Consider the following 17,970-nt stretch of genomic DNA (forward strand, 5'->3'; position numbering starts at 1 on the left):
TCCCGAAAGGACACAGCAATGAAGCACCTTCCCTCCCCGACGCGGCGCACCCTCGCGGTGCTCGCCGCAGGAACCGTGGCAGCGCTGGCGCTGGCCGGATGCAGCACCGGCGGCGACGCCGGCTCCGGCAACACGGGTTCCGGCTCGTTCGACTCCGTCGAGGCGGCGCTCGAGAAGGGCGGCGAGATCACGTACTGGTCGTGGACACCGTCGGCCGAGGCCCAGGTCGAGGCCTTCCAGAAGGAGTACCCGAACGTCAAGGTCAAGCTGGTGAACGCCGGCACCAACAACGAGGAGTACACCAAGCTGCAGAACGCCATCAAGGCGGGCTCCGGCGCTCCGGACGTCGTGCAGATCGAGTACTACGCGTTCCCGCAGTTCGCGCTGACGGACGCCTTCACCGACTTGTCGCAGTACGGGTTCGCCGACTTCGAGGACGACTACACCGCCTCCACCTGGAACTCCGTCACCGACGGCGACGCGATCTACGGTCTGCCGCAGGATTCCGGCCCCATGGCCCTGTTCTACAACAAGACCGTGTTCGATGCGGCCGGTGTCGCCGTCCCCACCACCTGGGACGAGTACTACGAGGCCGCCCAGGCGATCCACGCGGCGAACCCCGACGCGTACATCACCAACGACACGGGAGATGCGGGCTTCGCGACCTCGATGATCTGGCAGGCCGGGGGAAAGCCGTTCGAGACCTCCGGCACCGACGTCACGATCGACCTGCAGGACACCGGCTCGAAGAAGTGGACCGAGAACTGGAACCGCCTCGTCGAGGAGGACCTGCTGGCCCCGTACGGCAGCTGGAGCGACGAATGGTTCCGCGCCCTCGGCGACGGCAGCCTGGCGAGCCTCGTGATCGGCGCGTGGATGCCCGCGAACCTCATCTCCGGTGCCCCTGACGGCGCCGGAGACTGGCGCGTCGCGCCGATGCCGACGTACGACGGTTCCCCGGCGAGCGCGGAGAACGGCGGGGGCGGGCAGGCCGTCACGAAGCAGAGCAAGAACCCGGAGCTGGCGGCGGGCTTCCTGTGGTGGCTGAACAACTCCGAGGAGAGCATCTCAATCGCCCTCGAGTCCGGCGGATTCCCGTCGACGACCGCGGAGCTGTCCAGCACGGAGTTCCTCGCCGAGGCGCCGGAGTACTTCGGCGGCCAGAAGATCAACGAGGTCCTCGCGGCCGCGGCCGATGACGTGGTCGAGGGCTGGAGCTACCTGCCCTACCAGGTGTACGGGAACAGCATCTTCGGCGACACCGTCGGCCAGTCGTACCAGAACGGCACCGACCTGAACGAGGGCCTCACCGCCTGGCAGGACGCGCTGGTCGAGTACGGCAACTCCCAGGGCTTCAGCGTCAACAAGTGACCCCGCGGCTGAGCCGGCCCGGTCCCCGCCGGGCCGGCTCCGCCCGCCTCATCGAAAGCACCACGACACGTGACCTCCTTCTCCCTCGGCGACACCGACTTCCTCCGCGACGGACAGCCGCACCAGGTGATCTCCGGCGCCATCCACTACTTCCGCGTGCACCCCGACCAGTGGCGCGACCGCATCCGCAAAGCCCGGCTGATGGGACTGAACACGATCGAGACCTACGTCGCCTGGAACGCGCACGAACCTCGGCGCGGAGAGTGGGACGCTAGTGGATGGAACGATCTGGGGCGATTCCTCGACCTGGTGCAGGCGGAGGGCCTCGACGCGATCGTGCGCCCCGGCCCCTACATCTGCGCCGAGTGGCACAACGGCGGACTGCCGGTGTGGCTCACGGGCAGCGTCGAAGGACTGCGCTCCTCCGCTCCGGCCTTCCTCGCCGAGGTGACCGCCTACCTGCGCCGCGTGTACGACATCGTCGCACCGCGGCAGATCGACCACGGTGGGCCGGTGATCCTGGTGCAGATCGAGAACGAGTACGGCGCCTACGGCGCCGACCGCGCCTATCTCGAGTCGCTGGTGACCACGACTCGCGATGCCGGGATCACCGTTCCGCTGACGACCGTGGATCAGCCCGTCGATCGGATGCTGAGCGACGGAAGCCTCCCCGGGCTGCACAAGACCGGATCCTTCGGCTCCCGGAGCACCGAACGGCTCGCCACCCTGCGCCGCCATCAGCCCACGGGTCCGCTGATGTGCGCGGAGTTCTGGGACGGATGGTTCGACTGGTGGGGCGGCGTGCATCACACGACCGATGTCGCCGCGGCCGCCGCCGACCTCGACGAGCTGCTGGCGGCCGGCGCCTCGGTCAACATCTACATGTTCCACGGCGGCACCAACTTCGGGCTGACCAACGGCGCGAACGACAAGGGGCGCTACCTGCCCCTGGTGACCTCCTACGACTACGACGCCCCGCTCGATGAGACGGGGAACCCGACGGAGAAGTTCTTCGCCTTCCGCGAGGTGATCGCCCGCTACGCGCCGGTGCCCGACGAGGTGCCCGCGGCGGCCGAGGCCTCCCCCGCGTTCGAGGTTCCGCTTCGAGCGGCGGGACCGTGGACCGATGTCGCGGGGGCTGCGCCGACCACCGCCCTGCCGCAGACCTTCGACGAGCTCGGACATCTGAGCGCCCTCGTACGTTACGACACCGAGCTGCCGGCAGGAGCGGGCGGGCTCCTCGTCGTCGACGACGTGCGCGACCTGGCTTGGGTGAGCGTCGACGGTCACCCGGTCGGCACACTCGCCCGCACTCGGCACGACCGCGCGATCCGGATCCCGGATGGCCGCAGCCTCCGCATTCTCGTCGAGGATCAGGGGCGCGTGAACTACGACCGTCGTCTGGGCGAGGAGAAGGGGCTGATCGGCGAGATCACCCTCGACGGTGCGCCCGTGACGGGCTGGCGAGCGACGACCCTGGATGTCGCGGAGATCGCCGCGGAGATCGATGCGGACGGCGGCCGCGAGCGCGGCCGGGAGGTCGGTCCCGCCGCGTGGACGGCCGAGTTCTCCCTGGATGCCCCTGCGGATCTCTTCGTCGACACCGCATCGTGGAGCAAGGGCTACGCGTTCGTGAACGGATTCTTCCTCGGTCGATATTGGCGCAACGGCCCGCAGCGCACGCTCGCCGTGCCCGCACCCGTCACCCGAGCGGGCGCCAATCACCTCGTCGTGCTGGAGCTCGAAGACGTGCTGCAGCCGCGCGCCGTCTTCGTCGGAGCCCCCGCGCTCGGCGACACGGAGGAATAGTCCCCGCGCGGGAGGCGGGCGGACCGCTCACGTCAGCGGCACCGGTGTCGCGTCCACCATCGTCCCCTCGATCCCGACCCGCATCATCGTGCAGACGGGCTGCCGTCGCCGATCCGTGGGAGACCCGGGGCCGGGTCCCGCTGCGAGATGACACGCGAAACACGCGCACAGCAAACACTCAGGAAGGCGTAAACTCGCCCGGGTCCCCCGGTATACCGGGGACTCGATCGGAGGAGCTTCATGAGTACTGCCACTGCGCCCGCGAATCCTCGCTCGCGCGTCATCACCGCGAGCCTGGTCGGCACCACGATCGAGTTCTACGACTTCTACGCGTACGCGACGGCGGCCGTGCTCGTGTTCCCGGTGCTGTTCTTCCCCACCGGCGACGACACCACCTCGCTCCTCTCCTCGTTCGCGGTGTTCGGTGCGGCGATGGTCGCCCGTCCGATCGGCGCGGTGGTCTTCGGCCACTTCGGCGACAAGTTCGGGCGCAAGGCCACGCTCGTGGCATCACTGCTGACGATGGGCATCGCGACCTTCGTGATCGGCCTGTTGCCGACCTACCAGGACATCGGGTGGTGGGCCGCCCTGCTGCTGCTGGTCCTGCGACTCGCTCAGGGCTTCGCGCTCGGCGGCGAGTGGTCGGGCGCGGCACTGGTCGCCACCGAGAATGCGCCGAAGGGCAAGCGCGCCTGGTACGGCACCTTCCCGCAGCTGGGCGCGCCGCTGGGCTTCATCATCGCCAACTTCCTCTTCCTCGCGATCAACTGGCTGCTGCCGCACGCCGAGAACCCGGTCCTGAAGTCCGAGGCGTTTCTCTCCTGGGGCTGGCGCATCCCGTTCCTGTTCTCCGCAGTGATGGTCATCATCGGCCTGTGGGTGCGGCTCAAGCTCGTCGAGTCCGACACCTTCAAGAAGGCGGAGACGAAGGGCGTGATCCGCAAGCTCCCGCTCGCGACCGTGTTCCGTCACCACTGGAAGCAGCTCATCCTCGGCACGTTCATCATGCTGGCGACGTACGTGCTGTTCTACCTGATGACGAACTTCACCCTCGCCTACGGAACCAAGGCCGCCTCGCTCGAGACCGCCACCGCCGCCGCGAAGGCCGCTGCCGAGGCGACCGGCGCCCCGTTCGACCCGATCAAGTTCGCGGCCCAGTTCTATCCCGGTCTCGGCTTCGGCTACACCGACTTCGTGCTGATGCAGATCATCGGCGTGGTGTTCTTCGGCATCTTCACGTTGCTCTCCGGTCCGATCGCCGATGCGGTCGGCCGACGGAAGCTGCTGCTGTGGGTCACCGGGACCATCATCGTGTTCGGTCTCACGTTCAACGCCTTCCTCCTGCCCGCGGTCGACCCGAAGTTCACGGGTGCGCTCACCCAGGCGTTCCTCGTGTTCGGGTTCATGCTGATGGGCGCGACGTTCGGCCCGATGGGCGCTCTGCTTCCCGAGCTGTTCCCGACCAACGTGCGCTACACGGGGTCGGCGATCGCCTACAACGTCTCGTCGATCCTCGGCGCCGCGGTGGCCCCGCTCATCGCGCTGAAGCTGTGGGAGGTGGCCGGCGGCGCTCCGTGGCTGGTGGGTCTGTACCTGTCCGCGATGGGTGTGCTCACGTTCATCGCGCTGATCCTCTCCCCCGAGACCAAGGACCACGACTACGACGACGACCTCGGCGTCGCGGCGGCCGTCGAGCTGTGATCCTGCGGCCGTGACGATTCACGTCACGGCCGCAGGAACTCCTCGATCGCGGCGATGGTGGTCGCGTTGTCGAGGTGTCGCACGGCGCGGATCCCCACCGCCTCGGCACCGTCGACCGATACCTGATGGTCGTCGATGAACAGCACGTCGCCCGGGTCGGCGCCCATGCGCTGGAGTGCTCGTCGGTAGGCCTCGGGATCCGGCTTGTTCACGCCCTGCTCGTGGCTGTAGCAGATCGGGTCGAACACCTCGGAGAAGCCGAAGCGGCGCTCCTCCTCCTCGCGCGCGCCATCGGCGGAGTTGGAGAGGATCGCTGTTCCCGCCCACGCCGAGAGCGTGCGCGCGTACGCGATCAGGTCGTGGTTGCCGGTGCCGCAGTAGGCATCCCAGAAGTCTGCGCGCATCGCGCGGCGCTGGACCTCGTCGAGACCGAGCGCCGTGCCCACCGCCGTCCAGAAAGCGGGTTCGGTGCCGACGGTGACATCGATCGGCGGAAGATCGGCCTCTGCGATGCGCACCTCGAAAGCGGAGGGTTCGAGACCGACCACCGCACGCCAGCGCTCCCACCACTGCTGCTGCCAGGCATCGTCGTCGACGACCTCCAGCACTCCCCCGATGTCGAACAGGATCCACTTCTTCGTCGGCATCCCCCCAGACTGCCACGTCAATATGTATTGACACTCGCGGACACGTCAACGATGATTGACGCAGGAGGTCCATCATGACAATGCCGACCGCGATCGCACAGGACGACGGCAGCGAGCCCCTGGCCGCGCTGCACCGGCTCGCCGAGGTGCGCAAGGAGGTGGCCCGTGCCGAGGAGGCGAACGTGCGTCGCGCGCGGAACCTCGGGTACTCCTGGCAGGCGATAGCCAGCGCCCTCGGCGTGAGCAAGCAGGCGGCTCATCGGCGATTCGGCCGGTCCTGAGCCCGCGATATGCCGCATACAGCCGCTCCATAGGATTCGACCGCGAACGAAGTACGGTCGAAGTACCATCTCCAGATAGAGGTCCCGCATGTCCGGTTCGGCGACAGCACGCCGCCGCGGACGTGGCGCACAGCCCGAAGGCCCCCGCGCCACCTTCCGCCAGCTCCTCCCCTTCCTCTTCGAACACAAGCGCACCCTCATCGTGGTCGCGGTGCTCAGCGTCATCGGCGCCGCGACCTCGCTCGTGCAGCCGTTGCTCGTGGGCCAGGTCATCGAGGCCGTGCAGTCCGACACCGGTATCGGGATCCTGGTGTGGCTGCTCGTCGGCTTCGTGATCGTGTCATCGGTCATCTCCGGCTTCCAGCACTACCTGCTCCAGCGCACCGGCACCGCGGTCGTGTACTCGAGCCGCCGCAAGCTGATCGACCGCATCCTGCACCTGCCGACCTCGGAGTTCGATGCCCGCCGCACCGGCGACCTCGTCTCCCGCGTCGGCACCGACACGACGCTGCTCTACGCCGTGCTCACCCAGGGCCTCGCCGATGCTGTCGGCAGCGCCGTGCTCTTCCTCGGCGCGCTCATCGCGATGCTCGTGATCGACCCGATCCTGCTGCTGCTCATCGTCGTGGTGATCGGCATCTCGGTCGCCGTCGTCGTGCTGCTGAGCGGACGCATCCGCACCGCGTCGACCGCGCAGCAGGAGAAGGTCGGCGAGCTGGCTTCCGGCGTGGAGCGCGCGGTCGGCTCGATCCGCACCATCCGCGCCTCGGGAGCCACCGAACGGGAGACCACCGCCGTGTCGGGCCTCGCCTCCGACGCCTACGGCATCGGCGTGCGCATCGCCAAGATCTCCTCGATGGTCGTTCCCGTCTCCGGCATCGCCCTGCAGCTGTCGCTGCTCGTGGTGCTCGGGGTGGGCGGATTCCGGGTGGCCGCGGGAGCGATCACGATCGCCTCGCTGATCTCGTTCATCATGTTCCTGTTCCTGCTCGTGATGCCGCTGGCCACGACGTTCGGCGCGATCACCTCGGTCAACCAGGCTCTCGGTGCGCTCGGCCGCATCCAGGAGGTTCTCGACCTGCCCACCGAGTCGCAGGACGACGAGAAGATCGCGGCCTCGCTGCCGCGCGAGACCGCTGCGGCGGACGCACCGGCCATCGAGTTCCGCGACGTGCGCTTCCACTACCCTGCGAACGTCGTCGCCGCCCGTCAGGCCGCGGCCAAGGAGGCGCGCACGCTGCTCGCCGATGCGCACCTGGAATCCGCGGAGGACGCCACCCCCGCCGTGCAGGACCACGAGGTGCTCCGCGGCGTGTCGTTCGCCGTGCCGCAGGGCTCCCGTGTCGCCCTGGTGGGCCCCAGCGGCGCGGGGAAGAGCACGATCCTCTCGCTGATCGAGCGCTTCTACGATCCGACCGGCGGCTCGATCCGCCTGCACGGCCACGACGCGCGCACCTACCCGCGCGACGAGCTGCGCGCCCACTTCGGTTACGTCGAGCAGGATGCGCCGACGCTGGCCGGCACGCTCGCCGAGAACCTGCGGCTCGCCTCTCCCGAAGCGACGGACACCGACTGCGAACGGGTGCTGCGCGCCGTGAACCTCGGCGACGTGCTCGAGCGCGATCCGCTCGGCATCGAAGCCCCCGTCGGCGAAGACGGCGTGATGCTGTCGGGCGGTGAGCGTCAGCGTCTCGCGATCGCGCGCGCCCTGCTCACGGACGCCCCGATCCTGCTGCTCGACGAGTCGACGTCATCGCTCGACGGCGTGAACGAGCAGCGCATGCGGGAAGCCATCGATGCCGTGTCGACCGACCGCACGCTCATCGTGATCGCGCACCGCCTCTCGACGGTCGTCGACAGCGATCTCATCGTGGTGCTGCAGGACGGCGTCGTCGTCGGCCAGGGCACGCACGCCGAGCTCGTGGAGTCGACGCCGCTGTACCGCGACCTCGCGCGACACCAGCTGCTCACCTGACGCACGACAACACGAAGGCGGGACGTCGGAGACCACTCAGCCATGGGTTCGTCTCTGATGTCCCGCCTTCGCGGGTTTGCGGGGCACGAAGCCCCGAGGGTGCCGGCTCCCCCGAACCGGCACCGGTCTGGGGGAACTACGCCTTGTCGAGGCGGTAGCGCAGCGACGCCAGCTCGGCGCGCAGCGCTGCGGGGACCTTGTCGCCGAAGGTGTCGTAGAACTCCTCGGTCAGGTCGGCCTCGGTCTTCCATGCCTCGGCATCGACCGAGAACAGCTCGTCGAGGTCGGCGGCGGGCATGTCGAGCCCGTCGAGGTTCAGGTCCTCCACGCGCGGCAGGCGACCGATCGGGCTGTCGACCGCAGGAACGTCACCCGCGATGCGGCGGATGATCCAGTCGACCACACGCGAGTTGTCGCCGAAGCCCGGCCACAGGAACCGGCCGTCGTCGCCACGTCGGAACCAGTTCACCTGGAAGATGCGCGGCGCCCGGTCGAAGCGCAGACCGCGCCCGACCTTGAGCCAGTGCCCGAAGTAGTCGGCCATGTTGTAGCCGCAGAACGGCAGCATCGCGAACGGGTCGCGGCGCAACTCCCCGACCGTGCCCTCGGCGGCAGCCGTGCGCTCTGACGAGATGTTCGAGCCCAGGAAGACGCCGTGCGTCCAGTCGGTGGCCTCGACCACGAGCGGGACATTGCTGGCGCGGCGTCCACCGAACAGGATGACGTCGAGCGGAACGGCCTCTTCCCAGTCCTCGGAGATCTGCGGGCACTGCGCCGCCGACACCGTGAAGCGGGAGTTGGGGTGCGCTGCCGGCCGTCCCGACTCGGGAGTCCAGTCGTTGCCCTCCCAGTCGATCAGGTTCGCGGGCGCCTCATCGGTCAGACCCTCCCACCACACGTCGCCGTCCGGACGGAGAGCGACGTTCGTGAAGATGGTGTTGCCCCACAGCGTCTCGACCGCCGTGACGTTGGTCGATTCGCCGGTTCCGGGTGCGACGCCGAAGAAGCCCGCCTCCGGGTTGATCGCCCACATGCGGCCGTCTTCGCCGGGACGGATCCAGGCGATGTCGTCGCCGAGGGTCTCCACCCGCCATCCGGGGATGGTCGGACGCAGCATCGCGAGGTTCGTCTTGCCGCAGGCAGAGGGGAACGCCGCGGCCACGTGGTACGCCTTGCCCTGCGGGTCGATCACGCGGATGAGCAGCATGTGCTCGGCGAGCCACCCCTCATCGCGGGCGATCACCGAGGCGATGCGCAGAGCGAAGCACTTCTTGGCGAGGATCGCGTTGCCGCCGTAGCCCGAACCGTACGAGTAGACCTCGAGCGTCTCGGGGAAGTGCACGATGTACTTGTCGTCGTTGCAGGGCCACTCGACGTCCTGCTCCCCCGGGGCGAGCGGGGCGCCGACCGTGTGCACGGTCTTGACCCACGGCGCACCCTCGGCGATCTGCCGCGTGACGGCATCGCCGACACGGGTCATGATGCCGATCGAAGCGACCGCGTAGGCGCTGTCGGTGATCTGCACGCCGATGTGCGAGAGCGGGCCGCCGACGCGGCCCATCGAGAACGGCACGACGTACATCGTGCGGCCGCGCATCGAGCCCTCGAAGATCTCGTCCATCTTGGCGTGCATGTCGGCAGGTGCCGCCCAGTTGTTCGTGGGGCCGGCGTCCTCCTCGCGCTCGGAGGCGATGAACGTGCGCCCCTCGGTGCGGGCGACGTCGCTGGGGTGCGAGCGTGCGAGGTACGAACCGGGACGCCATTCGGGGTTGAGCTTGATGAGCTTGCCCTCATCGACGAGCCCGCGCAGCAGCCAGTCGTTCTCGGCGCGCGAGCCGTCGACCCAGTGCACGGCGTCGGGCTGGGTGAGAGCGCGGATCTCCTCGACCCACGCGGCCAGCTCCGCCATGGCGGGGGTGTCATACGTCGGAGCCGCGCCGAACGTACGCGTCGGTGCGACGGGAGACGTGCGGGGGGTGAAGACTTCGGCGATAGCCATGACGTGTGCTCCTTTGAAGTGTGGGGCGTTGCACCTATCTTCTTCCGGTTTGAGCGCGACTTTCGGACAATTCGAGCGATAAGAACTTCAATTCTTTCGCTAGACTCAAGGAATGGCGTCCTCCGGCATCCACCTCACGACTCTCGGCCACCGCATCCGTCACCACCGATTGGAGAACGGGTTCACGCTCGACGAGCTCGGTGCTCTGGTGGGCGTCGCCGGCTCTCAACTGAGCCTGATCGAGAACGGCAAGCGCGAGCCCAAGCTCTCGCTGCTGCAGGCGATCGCACAGGCGACCAAGACCGAGGTGACCGACCTGATCTCCGGTGAACCGCCGAACCGTCGGGCCGCCCTCGAGATCGCCCTGGAGCGCGCGCAGGAGAGCCCGGTCTTCCGGCAGCTCGGCGTCGCGCCCGTGCGCGTGACCAAGGGCATGAGCGACGAGACGATCGAATCGGTCCTGGGGCTGCACCGCGAGCTCGAGCGTCGTGAACGCGAGGCCATCGCGACGCCGGAGGAGGCGCGGCGCGCGAACACCGAGCTGCGGCTGCGGATGCGCGCGCAGAACAACTACCTCCCCGAGATCGAGAAGCTCGCCGAGAAGCACCTCAAGGCCGCGGGGCACGTACAGGGGGCGCTCACCCACCGCACGGTGAGCATCATGGCGGAGAAGCTCGGCTTCGAGCTGATCTACGTCAACGACCTTCCCCACTCGACCCGCTCGGTCACCGACCTCGAGAACGGACGCATCTACCTGCCGCCGGCGTCGATCCCGGGTGGCCACGGTCTGCGCTCGATGGCGCTGCAGGCGATGGCGCACCGACTGCTCGGGCACACACCGCCGACCGATTACGCCGACTTCCTGCAGCAGCGCCTGGAGATCAACTACTTCGCCGCGTGCTGCCTGATGCCGGAGACCGCATCGGTCGCGTTCCTGCAGCAGGCGAAGAAGGACCGCAACCTCGCGGTCGAGGACTTCCGCGACGGCTTCGGCGTGACGCACGAAGCCGCCGGCATGCGCATGACTAACCTGTTGACGCAGCACCTCGGCATGGCGCTGCACTTCCTGCGCGTGGATTCCACCGGCGCGATCACCCGCGTGTACGAGAACGACGACCTCCCGCTGCCGATGGACGTGACCGGCGCGGTCGAGGGACAGCGGGTGTGCCGCAAGTTCCAGGCACGCGCGGCGTTCACGCAGCAGAACCGCACGGTGGAGCACCACCAGTACACCGACACCCCCTCTGGCACGTTCTGGTGCTCGACCCAGACCGGATCGTCGAGCGACGGCGAGTTCTCGGTGACGGTCGGCGTGCCGTTCGACGACGCCCGCTGGTGGCGCGGACGCGAGACCAACGACAGAGCGGTGTCGACCTGCCCCGACGAGTCGTGCTGCCGTCGCCCCTCCGCCGAGCTGAGCGATCGCTGGAGCGGACGGGCGTGGCCGAGCGCGCGGGTGCACACGCACATGTTCTCGCCGCTCCCCCGCGGCGCGTTCCCCGGGGTAGACGACAACGAGGTCTACAACTTCCTCGCGCGTCACGCGAGCGAGTAGTCGCGGCGGGGTCGGTGATCCCTGCGGCTCAGTCGTCGGCGAACCGGGCGAACCGGGCGAGGGCCGCAGCCACGGCGGCGGGATCCTCCGGCTCCTCGAACAGCTCAGGCGGCGTACCCCTGGTCGCGGTCGCGTGGGACCAGGTCCCGATCACGCGCCCCTGCTCGACGAGGGTCGGACGCACCATGCCGTTCTTTCCGGGGCCGACGGCCGCGAGATGCTCCGGGGCGCAGACGGTCGTGCGATCGGCGTAGGAGATGTAGTACTCGTCGAACGCGCCGAGGGCGTGGACGGAGGCCGCACCCGATGCTCTTCGCGGACGTCGGCGCGCGGCGAAGAGACCCTCGTCGATCTCGTCGAGCCTGCCACCGTCCGTTCCCGCTCCCGCCCGCTCGGCCGCCTCGCGCGCCTGACCGAGGGTGAGGCCCGCCCACCAGGCGAAATCGGCGATACCGGCGGGGCCGTGTCCGTCGATGTAGCGGACGAACAGCTCGGCGAGCGGGTCATCGGGCGTGACGTGCTCGCGGATGTGATCTTGCACGAGCACGAAGCGCTGCTCGCGGGCGAAGCCGGCCCTGGCGACGACCGGCCCCTGGCAGATCAGACCGTCGATCGTGAGGGTGAACAGCAGATGGATGCCGCGCTGGCCCGAGGGGTCGATGTCGATGCCCTGGAGGATGTCGAACACCTCGGCGCGGGTGCACCCTCCGTCGCGGAGCGCCGGCGTCAGCGCCCGGACGCTCGCGGCGACCATGTCGTCATCGATGCCGAGATCGCGGTGGCGCGAGGCCGCCTGCTGTCGCTGCCGCCCCGCGGTGACCTGCAGAATCCAGCCGAGGTCGCGCGCCGGGACGGTGTGCAGGGTGCCGCGCATGGTCCACCCGCGCACGATGTCACCGCGGTCGAAGGCGCGGTCGACGTCGCGCACCGTGGTCTCCCCTCGGGTGCGGACGGCCAGAGCCCAGCGACCCGCGGTGAAGTCCTGGCTCTGCACCGCGAGCATGTGGCGCGCCGCATCCGTCACCGTGGGAGCCGGCGAGATGAGGCGGTGCGATCGGAGGCGCTCGGCACGCAGGGTCGCGGTCTTCATGACCTCATCATGCCGGGTGCCGCCGACGCGGCGCACGAGGAACCTCAGCTCTGCAGCGTCACCTCTCGGCGCTCGGGGAGCACGATCGGGTGCGAGCCCGCCATGACCTCGAGCACGCGGATCACCTGGCACGAGTAGCCGAACTCGTTGTCGTACCAGACGTACAGGATGAGGGTGTCCTCATCGGCGATCGTGGCGAGACCGTCGACGATGCCGGCACGGTGCGACCCGACGAAGTCGGTGGAGACGACGTCCGGGCTCTCCACGTAGTCGATCTGCTGGCGCAGCTTCGAGTGCAGCGAGACCCGGCGCAGGTAGTCGTTGACCTGATCCTTCGTCGCGGGCCGCTCGATCGTCAGGTGCAGCACCGCGAGCGAGACGTCGGGGGTGGGCACACGGATCGAGCTGCCCGTGAGCTTGCCCTCCAACTGCGGCAGCGCCTTGGCGACGGCCTTGGCGGCACCGGTCTCGGTGATGACCATGTTGAGCACCGCCGAGCGTCCGCGTCGATCGCCCTTGTGGAAGTTGTCGATCAGGTTCTGGTCGTTCGTGAACGAGTGCACGGTCTCGACGTGTCCCTTGACGACGCCGTAGGCCTCGTCGATCGCCGCGAGCACCGGCGTGATGGCATTGGTCGTGCAGGAGGCGGCCGAGAGGATGCGGTCGGTCTCGACGATCGTGTCGTCGTTGATGCCGTGGACGATGTTCTTGAGCGGACTCTTCCCCGGCGCGGTCAGCAGCACCCGGGCGACGCCGGTCGAGCGCAGGTGCTGCGACAGACCGGCCTCGTCGCGCCAGCGCCCGGTGTTGTCGACGACGATCGCGTCGTGGATGCCGTAGGCGGTGTAGTCGATGGTCGCCGGGTCGTCGGAGTAGATCACCTGGATGCGGGTGCCGTTGGCGATGATCTGCTCGGCGTCTTCGTCGACGGTGACCGAGCCGGCGAAGCGGCCGTGCACGGAGTCGCGCAGGAGCAGGGATGCGCGCTTGACGAGGTCGTTCTCGGCGCCGCGGCGGACGACGATGGCGCGCAGGCGCAGTCCGCTTCCTCCCCCGGTGTGGGCGATGAGGATGCGGGCGAGCAGGCGGCCGATGCGCCCGAAGCCGTAGAGCACGACGTCGGTGGGTTCGGCGGCGACGGCTCCCATCGCAGGGGCGAGCACGTCTGCGAGGTACGTCTCCAGCGGCTGACCGCTCTCGGCATGGCCGGCGACGAGGCGGGCGACATCGAGGGAGGATGCACCGGGGGCGAGCGCATGGATCGCCTCCAGCACGGCCAGGCTGTCCTCGATGGGGAGCCTCTCGTGCCCGAGCTGCGCGACGCGCTCGTGCACCTCGACGAGGCCGGTCGCCGACAGACCGAGCAGGCGGTGCCCGTGGAGCGAGGTGACGACGTCGTGTTCGCGTCGGAGCGCCCCGATGAGCGGGATCATCCGCTCCGCCAGCTCTTCGCTCTCAGTCCAGTCGTCGCGGTGTGCCGCGGAATCGTTCATCTGCGTCCTTGCATGTGTGAGCGCGCGCCGAGGTCGCCGGCGCGCGAGTTGCCGGGTGAATCGGGGGGATGTCTCCAGCGTACAAGCCGCAGAACCGCGCGCCGAATCGGTGCGTCCCCGCCCCGCATTCGGCCGGGTTTTACGTCTACACTGGTGGAATAATGAGCCAGACATTTCCCGGCGACGACGCCGACCTGATCATCCGCGGCGGCCGTATCCACACCTTCGACGGGACGGGCGATATCGCTCACGCCCTCGCCGTGCGCGACGGCGTGATCGTCGCCACCGATGCCGCCGCCACCCGACTCCACGCACGGAACGTCCTCGAACTCGACGGACGCACCGCGGTCCCCGGCATCAACGATGCACACCTGCATGCCGCATGGCTCGGTGCGCGCTGGCCGCACCTGTTCTTCTCGGACACTCCCCCGGAGGAGCAGCCGCCCGGAAGACTCGTGTCGACCGCGAGCGAGCGACGATCCGCCCTGCGCCGCGCGTGGCGCCTCCTCGCCGAACACGGCATCACGAGCTACACCGAACCGGGCATCGGTCCGGGAGAGGACGCCGGGGAGACCGGATGCTTCGGCGCCGACATGCTCGACACATACGGCGAACTGCACCGCGAAGGCGCCCAGACATCGCGGGTGACCCTGCTGCGGCTCTTCGGCACGATCGACGGCGAGAGCACGCTCGAGGACTTCGCGCACGGCATCCGCACCCCGCCACCCACCCACGACCCGCGATGGCTTGCGATCCCCGGAGTGAAGATCTTCGCCGACGGCATCCCCCCGATGGCGACCGCCTGGGTCGAGGAGCCGTATGCGGACGGCACCACCGGAGCACTGCTCACCCGAGGAGGGAGCGACCCGCTCTCCGCATTCCAGCAGATGGTCGAACTGGCCGCATCCCGCGGGATGCAGATCGCCGTGCATGCGACCGGCGACCGGTCGATCGCCGAGTTCCTCGCGGTCCTGGAGCGCCTCTCCGATGCGCCCGCACCGGCCGCTCCGCACTACGTCGTCCACGGAGACCTGGCCACGCCCGAGCAGATCGCGCGCATGCGACGGGTCGATGCCGGATTCGCCGTGCAGCCCCTGATCGCTGCGCACACCCATTCCTGGGCGGCGGCGCAGCTCGGCGAGGCGCGCATCGCCACGGCCTGGCCGCTGGCCGCGATGCTCGCCTCCGGCGCCCTCACGACCGTGACCAGCGACGCGCCGATCGCGAGTCCGGATTGGCGGCTCGGGCTCGACGCCGCGCTCGCCCTGCTCACCGACGCGGGCTTCATCGACGACGCAGCGACCCGCCACCTGCTCCTGCGATCGATGACCGTGGATGCCGCGCGACAGGACGGCGCATCGGACTGGAAGGGGTCGCTCGAGGTCGGGCACGTCGCCGACCTGACGATCCTCGACGAGGACCCGCTGACGCCCATCCGCCCGTTCTCCTCGCTCGAGGTGGTGCGCACGATCGTCGACGGCCGTACGGTCTTCTCCCGCGACTGAGCCCGCCCGCGCACGAAAACGGCGGGCGGCATGTTCACGCATGCCGCCCGCCTCTGATCCCCCTCGGACCAGTCCGCGCCCCCGGCGTCGGGCACCCGACGCCGGGGAAGTCTCACACCGCCGTCGCGACCAGCACCCGCGGGCTTCCGGGCAGGGCGACCTTATCCCGCACCTCCCAGCCCGCATCGTTCAGCCAGCCGCGCACCTGAGATTCCGGATACACGACGGTCCCGTCGATGACGAGGTACTCCCCGGCGTGCCGGGCGTCGATCCCGCGCTGCTCCGCGTCGTCGTCGAGGAAGAAGTCGAGCACGGTCAGGGTCGCTCCCGGAGTCGCTGCCGCCCGCAGGTTTCGGAAGATCCGGGCGTTCTCCTCGGCGGTGAAGCGATGGATGACGTGATTGGCGAAGACGGCGTCGTATGCCCCCTCGGGTGCAGCAGTCGCGGTGTCGGCGATCTCGACGACGACACGGTCGGCGACGCCCGCCGCCGCCACGGCTTCGGCGATGCCGTCCTCGAAGCCGGGAGCGTATACGAACGTGGTGTGCAACGCCGGGTTCTGCGCCATGACCGACAGCGCGAAATCCGCCGAGAGCCCGCCGAAATCGAGGGCTTTCGTGGCACCGGCGAGGTCGATGTGTCGGCCGAACTCCTGGGCGTGCAGGCGGTTGTACGTCATGACGCCGGCCATGAAGGTCGCCCAGCGGGCGTCGTCCATCTGCAGGTCACCCGGTTCGGTGGTGTCGACCGTATGGGCGAACTGCAGCCAGTGCGGGTAGCTGATCTCGTCGAGGAACGTGAGGAACGGGCCGAGGTCGATCGCCGCATCGGCACCGGTGAGGTAGGCGGCCGCATCCGGGGCCACGACGTAGTTGCCGTCCGTGCGGACCAGCAGCCCCTGGGCCGCCATCGCGTCGGCGAGCAGGTGCGCGATGCGCTCACTCACCCCGCATCTCTCGGCGATCGCCGGCACCGTGTCGGCTCCGCCGTCGACGGCAGCGAAGAGGCCGATGCGACGGGCGTGGAAGAGCTGCTTCGATGCCATGTATCCGGTGGCGATGTCGAGGATCCGGGCCGCGTCCGCGGTGGGAGTGTCGGTCATGAGTGGCCTTTCGATGTTTATCTACGAATGTTGGAATTAAAGGGCATGAGGAGACCGATGGGCGGCCAACCGGGTCAGTCCGCCAGGAAGTCCTGCACAGCGGTGCGGAACTCCGCCGTGTGCAGCGCGGAGAGGTGATCACCGGGGACGCGGTGGGCGCGCGCCGCCGGGAGCAGCTGTGCGAGCTCGTCGATCCCGGCAGCCATCGCATCGTCCGTGCCGCCGATCAGCAGTACGGGCAGCGTGAGCCCATCGGGCCGCGGGGCGAACGGCTCCGCGGCCAGGCCCTCGATGAGGTCGATCACGTCGCCCGGTCTGTTGCCGGGCAGTGAGGCCATGTGCACGATCATTCCCGTGAGTGGATCCGCCGGGGCGGCGCCGCCGGAGACGGCCGCGCGCGCGACCGGGAGGTCGACCAGGGTGAAGGGCTCCCCCGCGCTGAGTCCGCCGAGCACTGCCCGGCGCACCGCGACCGCGGGATGCCGCACCAGGTCCCAGGCGAGCCGGGCCCCCAGCGAGTACCCCACCAGGTCGATCTCATCCGCACCGACGGCGTCCGCGAGCGCGTCGAGCACCACCGAGGTCGGGGCCGTGCCGAGCGTCGGACTCGCTCCGTGTGCCGGGAGATCGACCACGACGCGGGGACGGTCGCCGAAGGATCCGCCCCACTCGGCTTCCGGCCAGTCCTGCGCGCCCTGCGAGGCGAGGCCGTGCAGGAACACCACCGGACGCCCGGTACCCGGGTGCCGCTCGACGAAAAGGGGTGAGGTCATGACGCGCGGTCCTCTCGGATCAGGCGCGTCGCCGTCAGCGGAGCCGCGCCAGGAACTGGTCGATATAGGTCTCGTAGTCGGCGATCCGCTCGCCATCGGGATACATGAGGTTGATCACCGTCGCGCCGACCGCCGCCGAGATGTACTCGTTCGCGAGGGGCCCGTAGTCCTGGTCGCGGATCGACCCCTCGTCGCGCGCCGCCTCCATCCGCTCGATGAGCGAGGTGCGCCAGGACGCCAGGTGTCCGCGATACAGCTCGGCGAGGGCCTCGTTGGCCATCGCGTACTCCCACAGCGCGAGCAGCACCCGCCCCGCCGCGATCTGCTCCTGGTCGCGAGGAATCGTCGCCCGCAGGAACCCCCGCAACGCGGCGTCCGCCGACGCCGGCTCCTCGCCCGCGGCCTGCACCCCTTCGGACATCTGCTGCAGGATCGTCTCGAACGTCGCCGCGACGATGCTCTCCTTGCCGGGGAAGTAGTGCTTCAGTGCGCCGTTCGCGAAGCCGGCCTCCGCCGCGATGCTGCGCATCGTCGCCGCCTCGAAGCCCCCCTTCAGGATGATGCTCTTGGCCACCTCGACGATGTCCCGTCGACGCTGGTCGTGATCGATGATCTTCGGCATGAGGTCCTTCCGGCCGATTCCGGTGCGTGGAGTGATCGGGCCTGGAG

The 17,970-nt window shown here is 69.1% G+C and carries 14 protein-coding genes; 7 read left to right on the forward strand and 7 right to left on the reverse strand.

The window, feature by feature from the left end; all coding sequences use genetic code 11:
* Nucleotides 1–18: 18 nt before the first annotated feature.
* From GLO27_RS00865 to GLO27_RS00875, 3 genes are all read left to right on the forward strand, one after another.
* Nucleotides 19–1,371 carry a sugar ABC transporter substrate-binding protein gene (locus GLO27_RS00865; RefSeq protein WP_167253169.1) on the forward strand — a complete coding sequence of 451 codons (1,353 nt, stop codon included), beginning with the start codon at nt 19–21 and terminating at the stop codon, nt 1,369–1,371.
* A gap of 69 nt (nt 1,372–1,440) precedes the next feature.
* Nucleotides 1,441–3,180, forward strand: a complete 1,740-nt coding sequence (locus GLO27_RS00870) for a beta-galactosidase family protein (protein WP_167253171.1) — start codon at nt 1,441–1,443, stop codon at nt 3,178–3,180.
* Between the two features lie 240 nt (nt 3,181–3,420).
* Nucleotides 3,421–4,881, forward strand: coding sequence for an MFS transporter (locus tag GLO27_RS00875; protein ID WP_167253173.1), 1,461 nt, complete (start codon nt 3,421–3,423; stop codon nt 4,879–4,881).
* Between the two features lie 23 nt (nt 4,882–4,904).
* Here GLO27_RS00875 and GLO27_RS00880 read toward each other — a convergent pair whose 3' ends face one another.
* Entirely contained in the window at nt 4,905–5,528 is a 624-nt protein-coding gene (locus GLO27_RS00880) for an HAD-IA family hydrolase (protein ID WP_208323445.1), read from the reverse strand.
* A 74-nt stretch (nt 5,529–5,602) separates the two neighbouring features.
* On the opposite strand from GLO27_RS00880, the gene GLO27_RS00885 reads away from it, so the two are divergent.
* A complete protein-coding gene (locus tag GLO27_RS00885) occupies nt 5,603–5,809 on the forward strand; it encodes a hypothetical protein (protein ID WP_046399014.1) in 207 nt (68 codons plus the stop codon).
* An 88-nt stretch (nt 5,810–5,897) separates the two neighbouring features.
* The gene (locus GLO27_RS00890) at nt 5,898–7,784 is read left to right on the forward strand and encodes an ABC transporter ATP-binding protein (RefSeq protein ID WP_167253175.1); all 1,887 of its coding nucleotides are present in this window, start codon (nt 5,898–5,900) and stop codon (nt 7,782–7,784) included.
* 136 nt (nt 7,785–7,920) lie between these two features.
* Here the strand turns inward: GLO27_RS00890 and GLO27_RS00895 are convergent, their stop codons facing one another.
* Nucleotides 7,921–9,783 carry a phosphoenolpyruvate carboxykinase (GTP) gene (locus GLO27_RS00895; protein ID WP_167253177.1) on the reverse strand — a complete coding sequence of 621 codons (1,863 nt, stop codon included), beginning with the start codon at nt 9,781–9,783 and terminating at the stop codon, nt 7,921–7,923.
* A 112-nt stretch (nt 9,784–9,895) separates the two neighbouring features.
* Here GLO27_RS00895 and GLO27_RS00900 point away from each other — a divergent pair, with 112 nt between their 5' ends.
* Nucleotides 9,896–11,338, forward strand: coding sequence for a helix-turn-helix transcriptional regulator (locus tag GLO27_RS00900; RefSeq protein WP_021201031.1), 1,443 nt, complete (start codon nt 9,896–9,898; stop codon nt 11,336–11,338).
* 28 nt (nt 11,339–11,366) lie between these two features.
* Here GLO27_RS00900 and GLO27_RS00905 read toward each other — a convergent pair whose 3' ends face one another.
* Together GLO27_RS00905 and GLO27_RS00910 are read right to left on the reverse strand one after the other, a co-directional pair.
* Nucleotides 11,367–12,428 carry a winged helix DNA-binding domain-containing protein gene (locus GLO27_RS00905; RefSeq protein WP_167253179.1) on the reverse strand — a complete coding sequence of 354 codons (1,062 nt, stop codon included), beginning with the start codon at nt 12,426–12,428 and terminating at the stop codon, nt 11,367–11,369.
* A gap of 44 nt (nt 12,429–12,472) precedes the next feature.
* Entirely contained in the window at nt 12,473–13,921 is a 1,449-nt protein-coding gene (locus tag GLO27_RS00910) for a glyceraldehyde-3-phosphate dehydrogenase (protein WP_021201029.1), read from the reverse strand.
* A 161-nt stretch (nt 13,922–14,082) separates the two neighbouring features.
* Here GLO27_RS00910 and GLO27_RS00915 point away from each other — a divergent pair, with 161 nt between their 5' ends.
* Entirely contained in the window at nt 14,083–15,426 is a 1,344-nt protein-coding gene (locus GLO27_RS00915; protein ID WP_167253181.1) for an amidohydrolase family protein, read from the forward strand.
* 112 nt (nt 15,427–15,538) lie between these two features.
* Here the strand turns inward: GLO27_RS00915 and GLO27_RS00920 are convergent, their stop codons facing one another.
* From GLO27_RS00920 to GLO27_RS00930, 3 genes are all read right to left on the reverse strand, one after another.
* Nucleotides 15,539–16,528, reverse strand: a complete 990-nt coding sequence (locus tag GLO27_RS00920) for a methyltransferase dimerization domain-containing protein (protein WP_029266571.1) — start codon at nt 16,526–16,528, stop codon at nt 15,539–15,541.
* A gap of 74 nt (nt 16,529–16,602) precedes the next feature.
* Nucleotides 16,603–17,301: an alpha/beta hydrolase gene (locus tag GLO27_RS00925; RefSeq protein ID WP_021201018.1), complete on the reverse strand. Its 699-nt coding sequence runs from the start codon at nt 17,299–17,301 to the stop codon at nt 16,603–16,605.
* A gap of 34 nt (nt 17,302–17,335) precedes the next feature.
* Nucleotides 17,336–17,923: a TetR/AcrR family transcriptional regulator gene (locus GLO27_RS00930; RefSeq protein WP_021201017.1), complete on the reverse strand. Its 588-nt coding sequence runs from the start codon at nt 17,921–17,923 to the stop codon at nt 17,336–17,338.
* Nucleotides 17,924–17,970 lie beyond the last annotated feature (47 nt).

The sequence above is a fragment of the Microbacterium sp. Be9 genome (assembly GCF_011754135.1).
In the GTDB taxonomy this organism is placed as follows: domain Bacteria; phylum Actinomycetota; class Actinomycetes; order Actinomycetales; family Microbacteriaceae; genus Microbacterium; species Microbacterium maritypicum_A.

Excerpts from the sequence above, each read along its gene's own strand:
- GLO27_RS00900 (WP_021201031.1), top strand. The coding sequence starts at position 9,896 with ATGGCGTCCTCCGGCATCCACCTCACGACTCTCGGCCACCGCATCCGT.
- GLO27_RS00905 (WP_167253179.1), bottom strand. The coding sequence starts at position 12,428 with ATGAAGACCGCGACCCTGCGTGCCGAGCGCCTCCGATCGCACCGCCTC.
- GLO27_RS00930 (WP_021201017.1), bottom strand. The coding sequence starts at position 17,923 with ATGCCGAAGATCATCGATCACGACCAGCGTCGACGGGACATCGTCGAG.
- GLO27_RS00865 (WP_167253169.1), top strand. The coding sequence starts at position 19 with ATGAAGCACCTTCCCTCCCCGACGCGGCGCACCCTCGCGGTGCTCGCC.
- GLO27_RS00895 (WP_167253177.1), bottom strand. The coding sequence starts at position 9,783 with ATGGCTATCGCCGAAGTCTTCACCCCCCGCACGTCTCCCGTCGCACCG.
- GLO27_RS00915 (WP_167253181.1), top strand. The coding sequence starts at position 14,083 with ATGAGCCAGACATTTCCCGGCGACGACGCCGACCTGATCATCCGCGGC.
- GLO27_RS00890 (WP_167253175.1), top strand. The coding sequence starts at position 5,898 with ATGTCCGGTTCGGCGACAGCACGCCGCCGCGGACGTGGCGCACAGCCC.
- GLO27_RS00925 (WP_021201018.1), bottom strand. The coding sequence starts at position 17,301 with ATGACCTCACCCCTTTTCGTCGAGCGGCACCCGGGTACCGGGCGTCCG.
- GLO27_RS00885 (WP_046399014.1), top strand. The coding sequence starts at position 5,603 with ATGACAATGCCGACCGCGATCGCACAGGACGACGGCAGCGAGCCCCTG.
- GLO27_RS00880 (WP_208323445.1), bottom strand. The coding sequence starts at position 5,528 with ATGCCGACGAAGAAGTGGATCCTGTTCGACATCGGGGGAGTGCTGGAG.
- GLO27_RS00910 (WP_021201029.1), bottom strand. The coding sequence starts at position 13,921 with ATGAACGATTCCGCGGCACACCGCGACGACTGGACTGAGAGCGAAGAG.
- GLO27_RS00875 (WP_167253173.1), top strand. The coding sequence starts at position 3,421 with ATGAGTACTGCCACTGCGCCCGCGAATCCTCGCTCGCGCGTCATCACC.
- GLO27_RS00920 (WP_029266571.1), bottom strand. The coding sequence starts at position 16,528 with ATGACCGACACTCCCACCGCGGACGCGGCCCGGATCCTCGACATCGCC.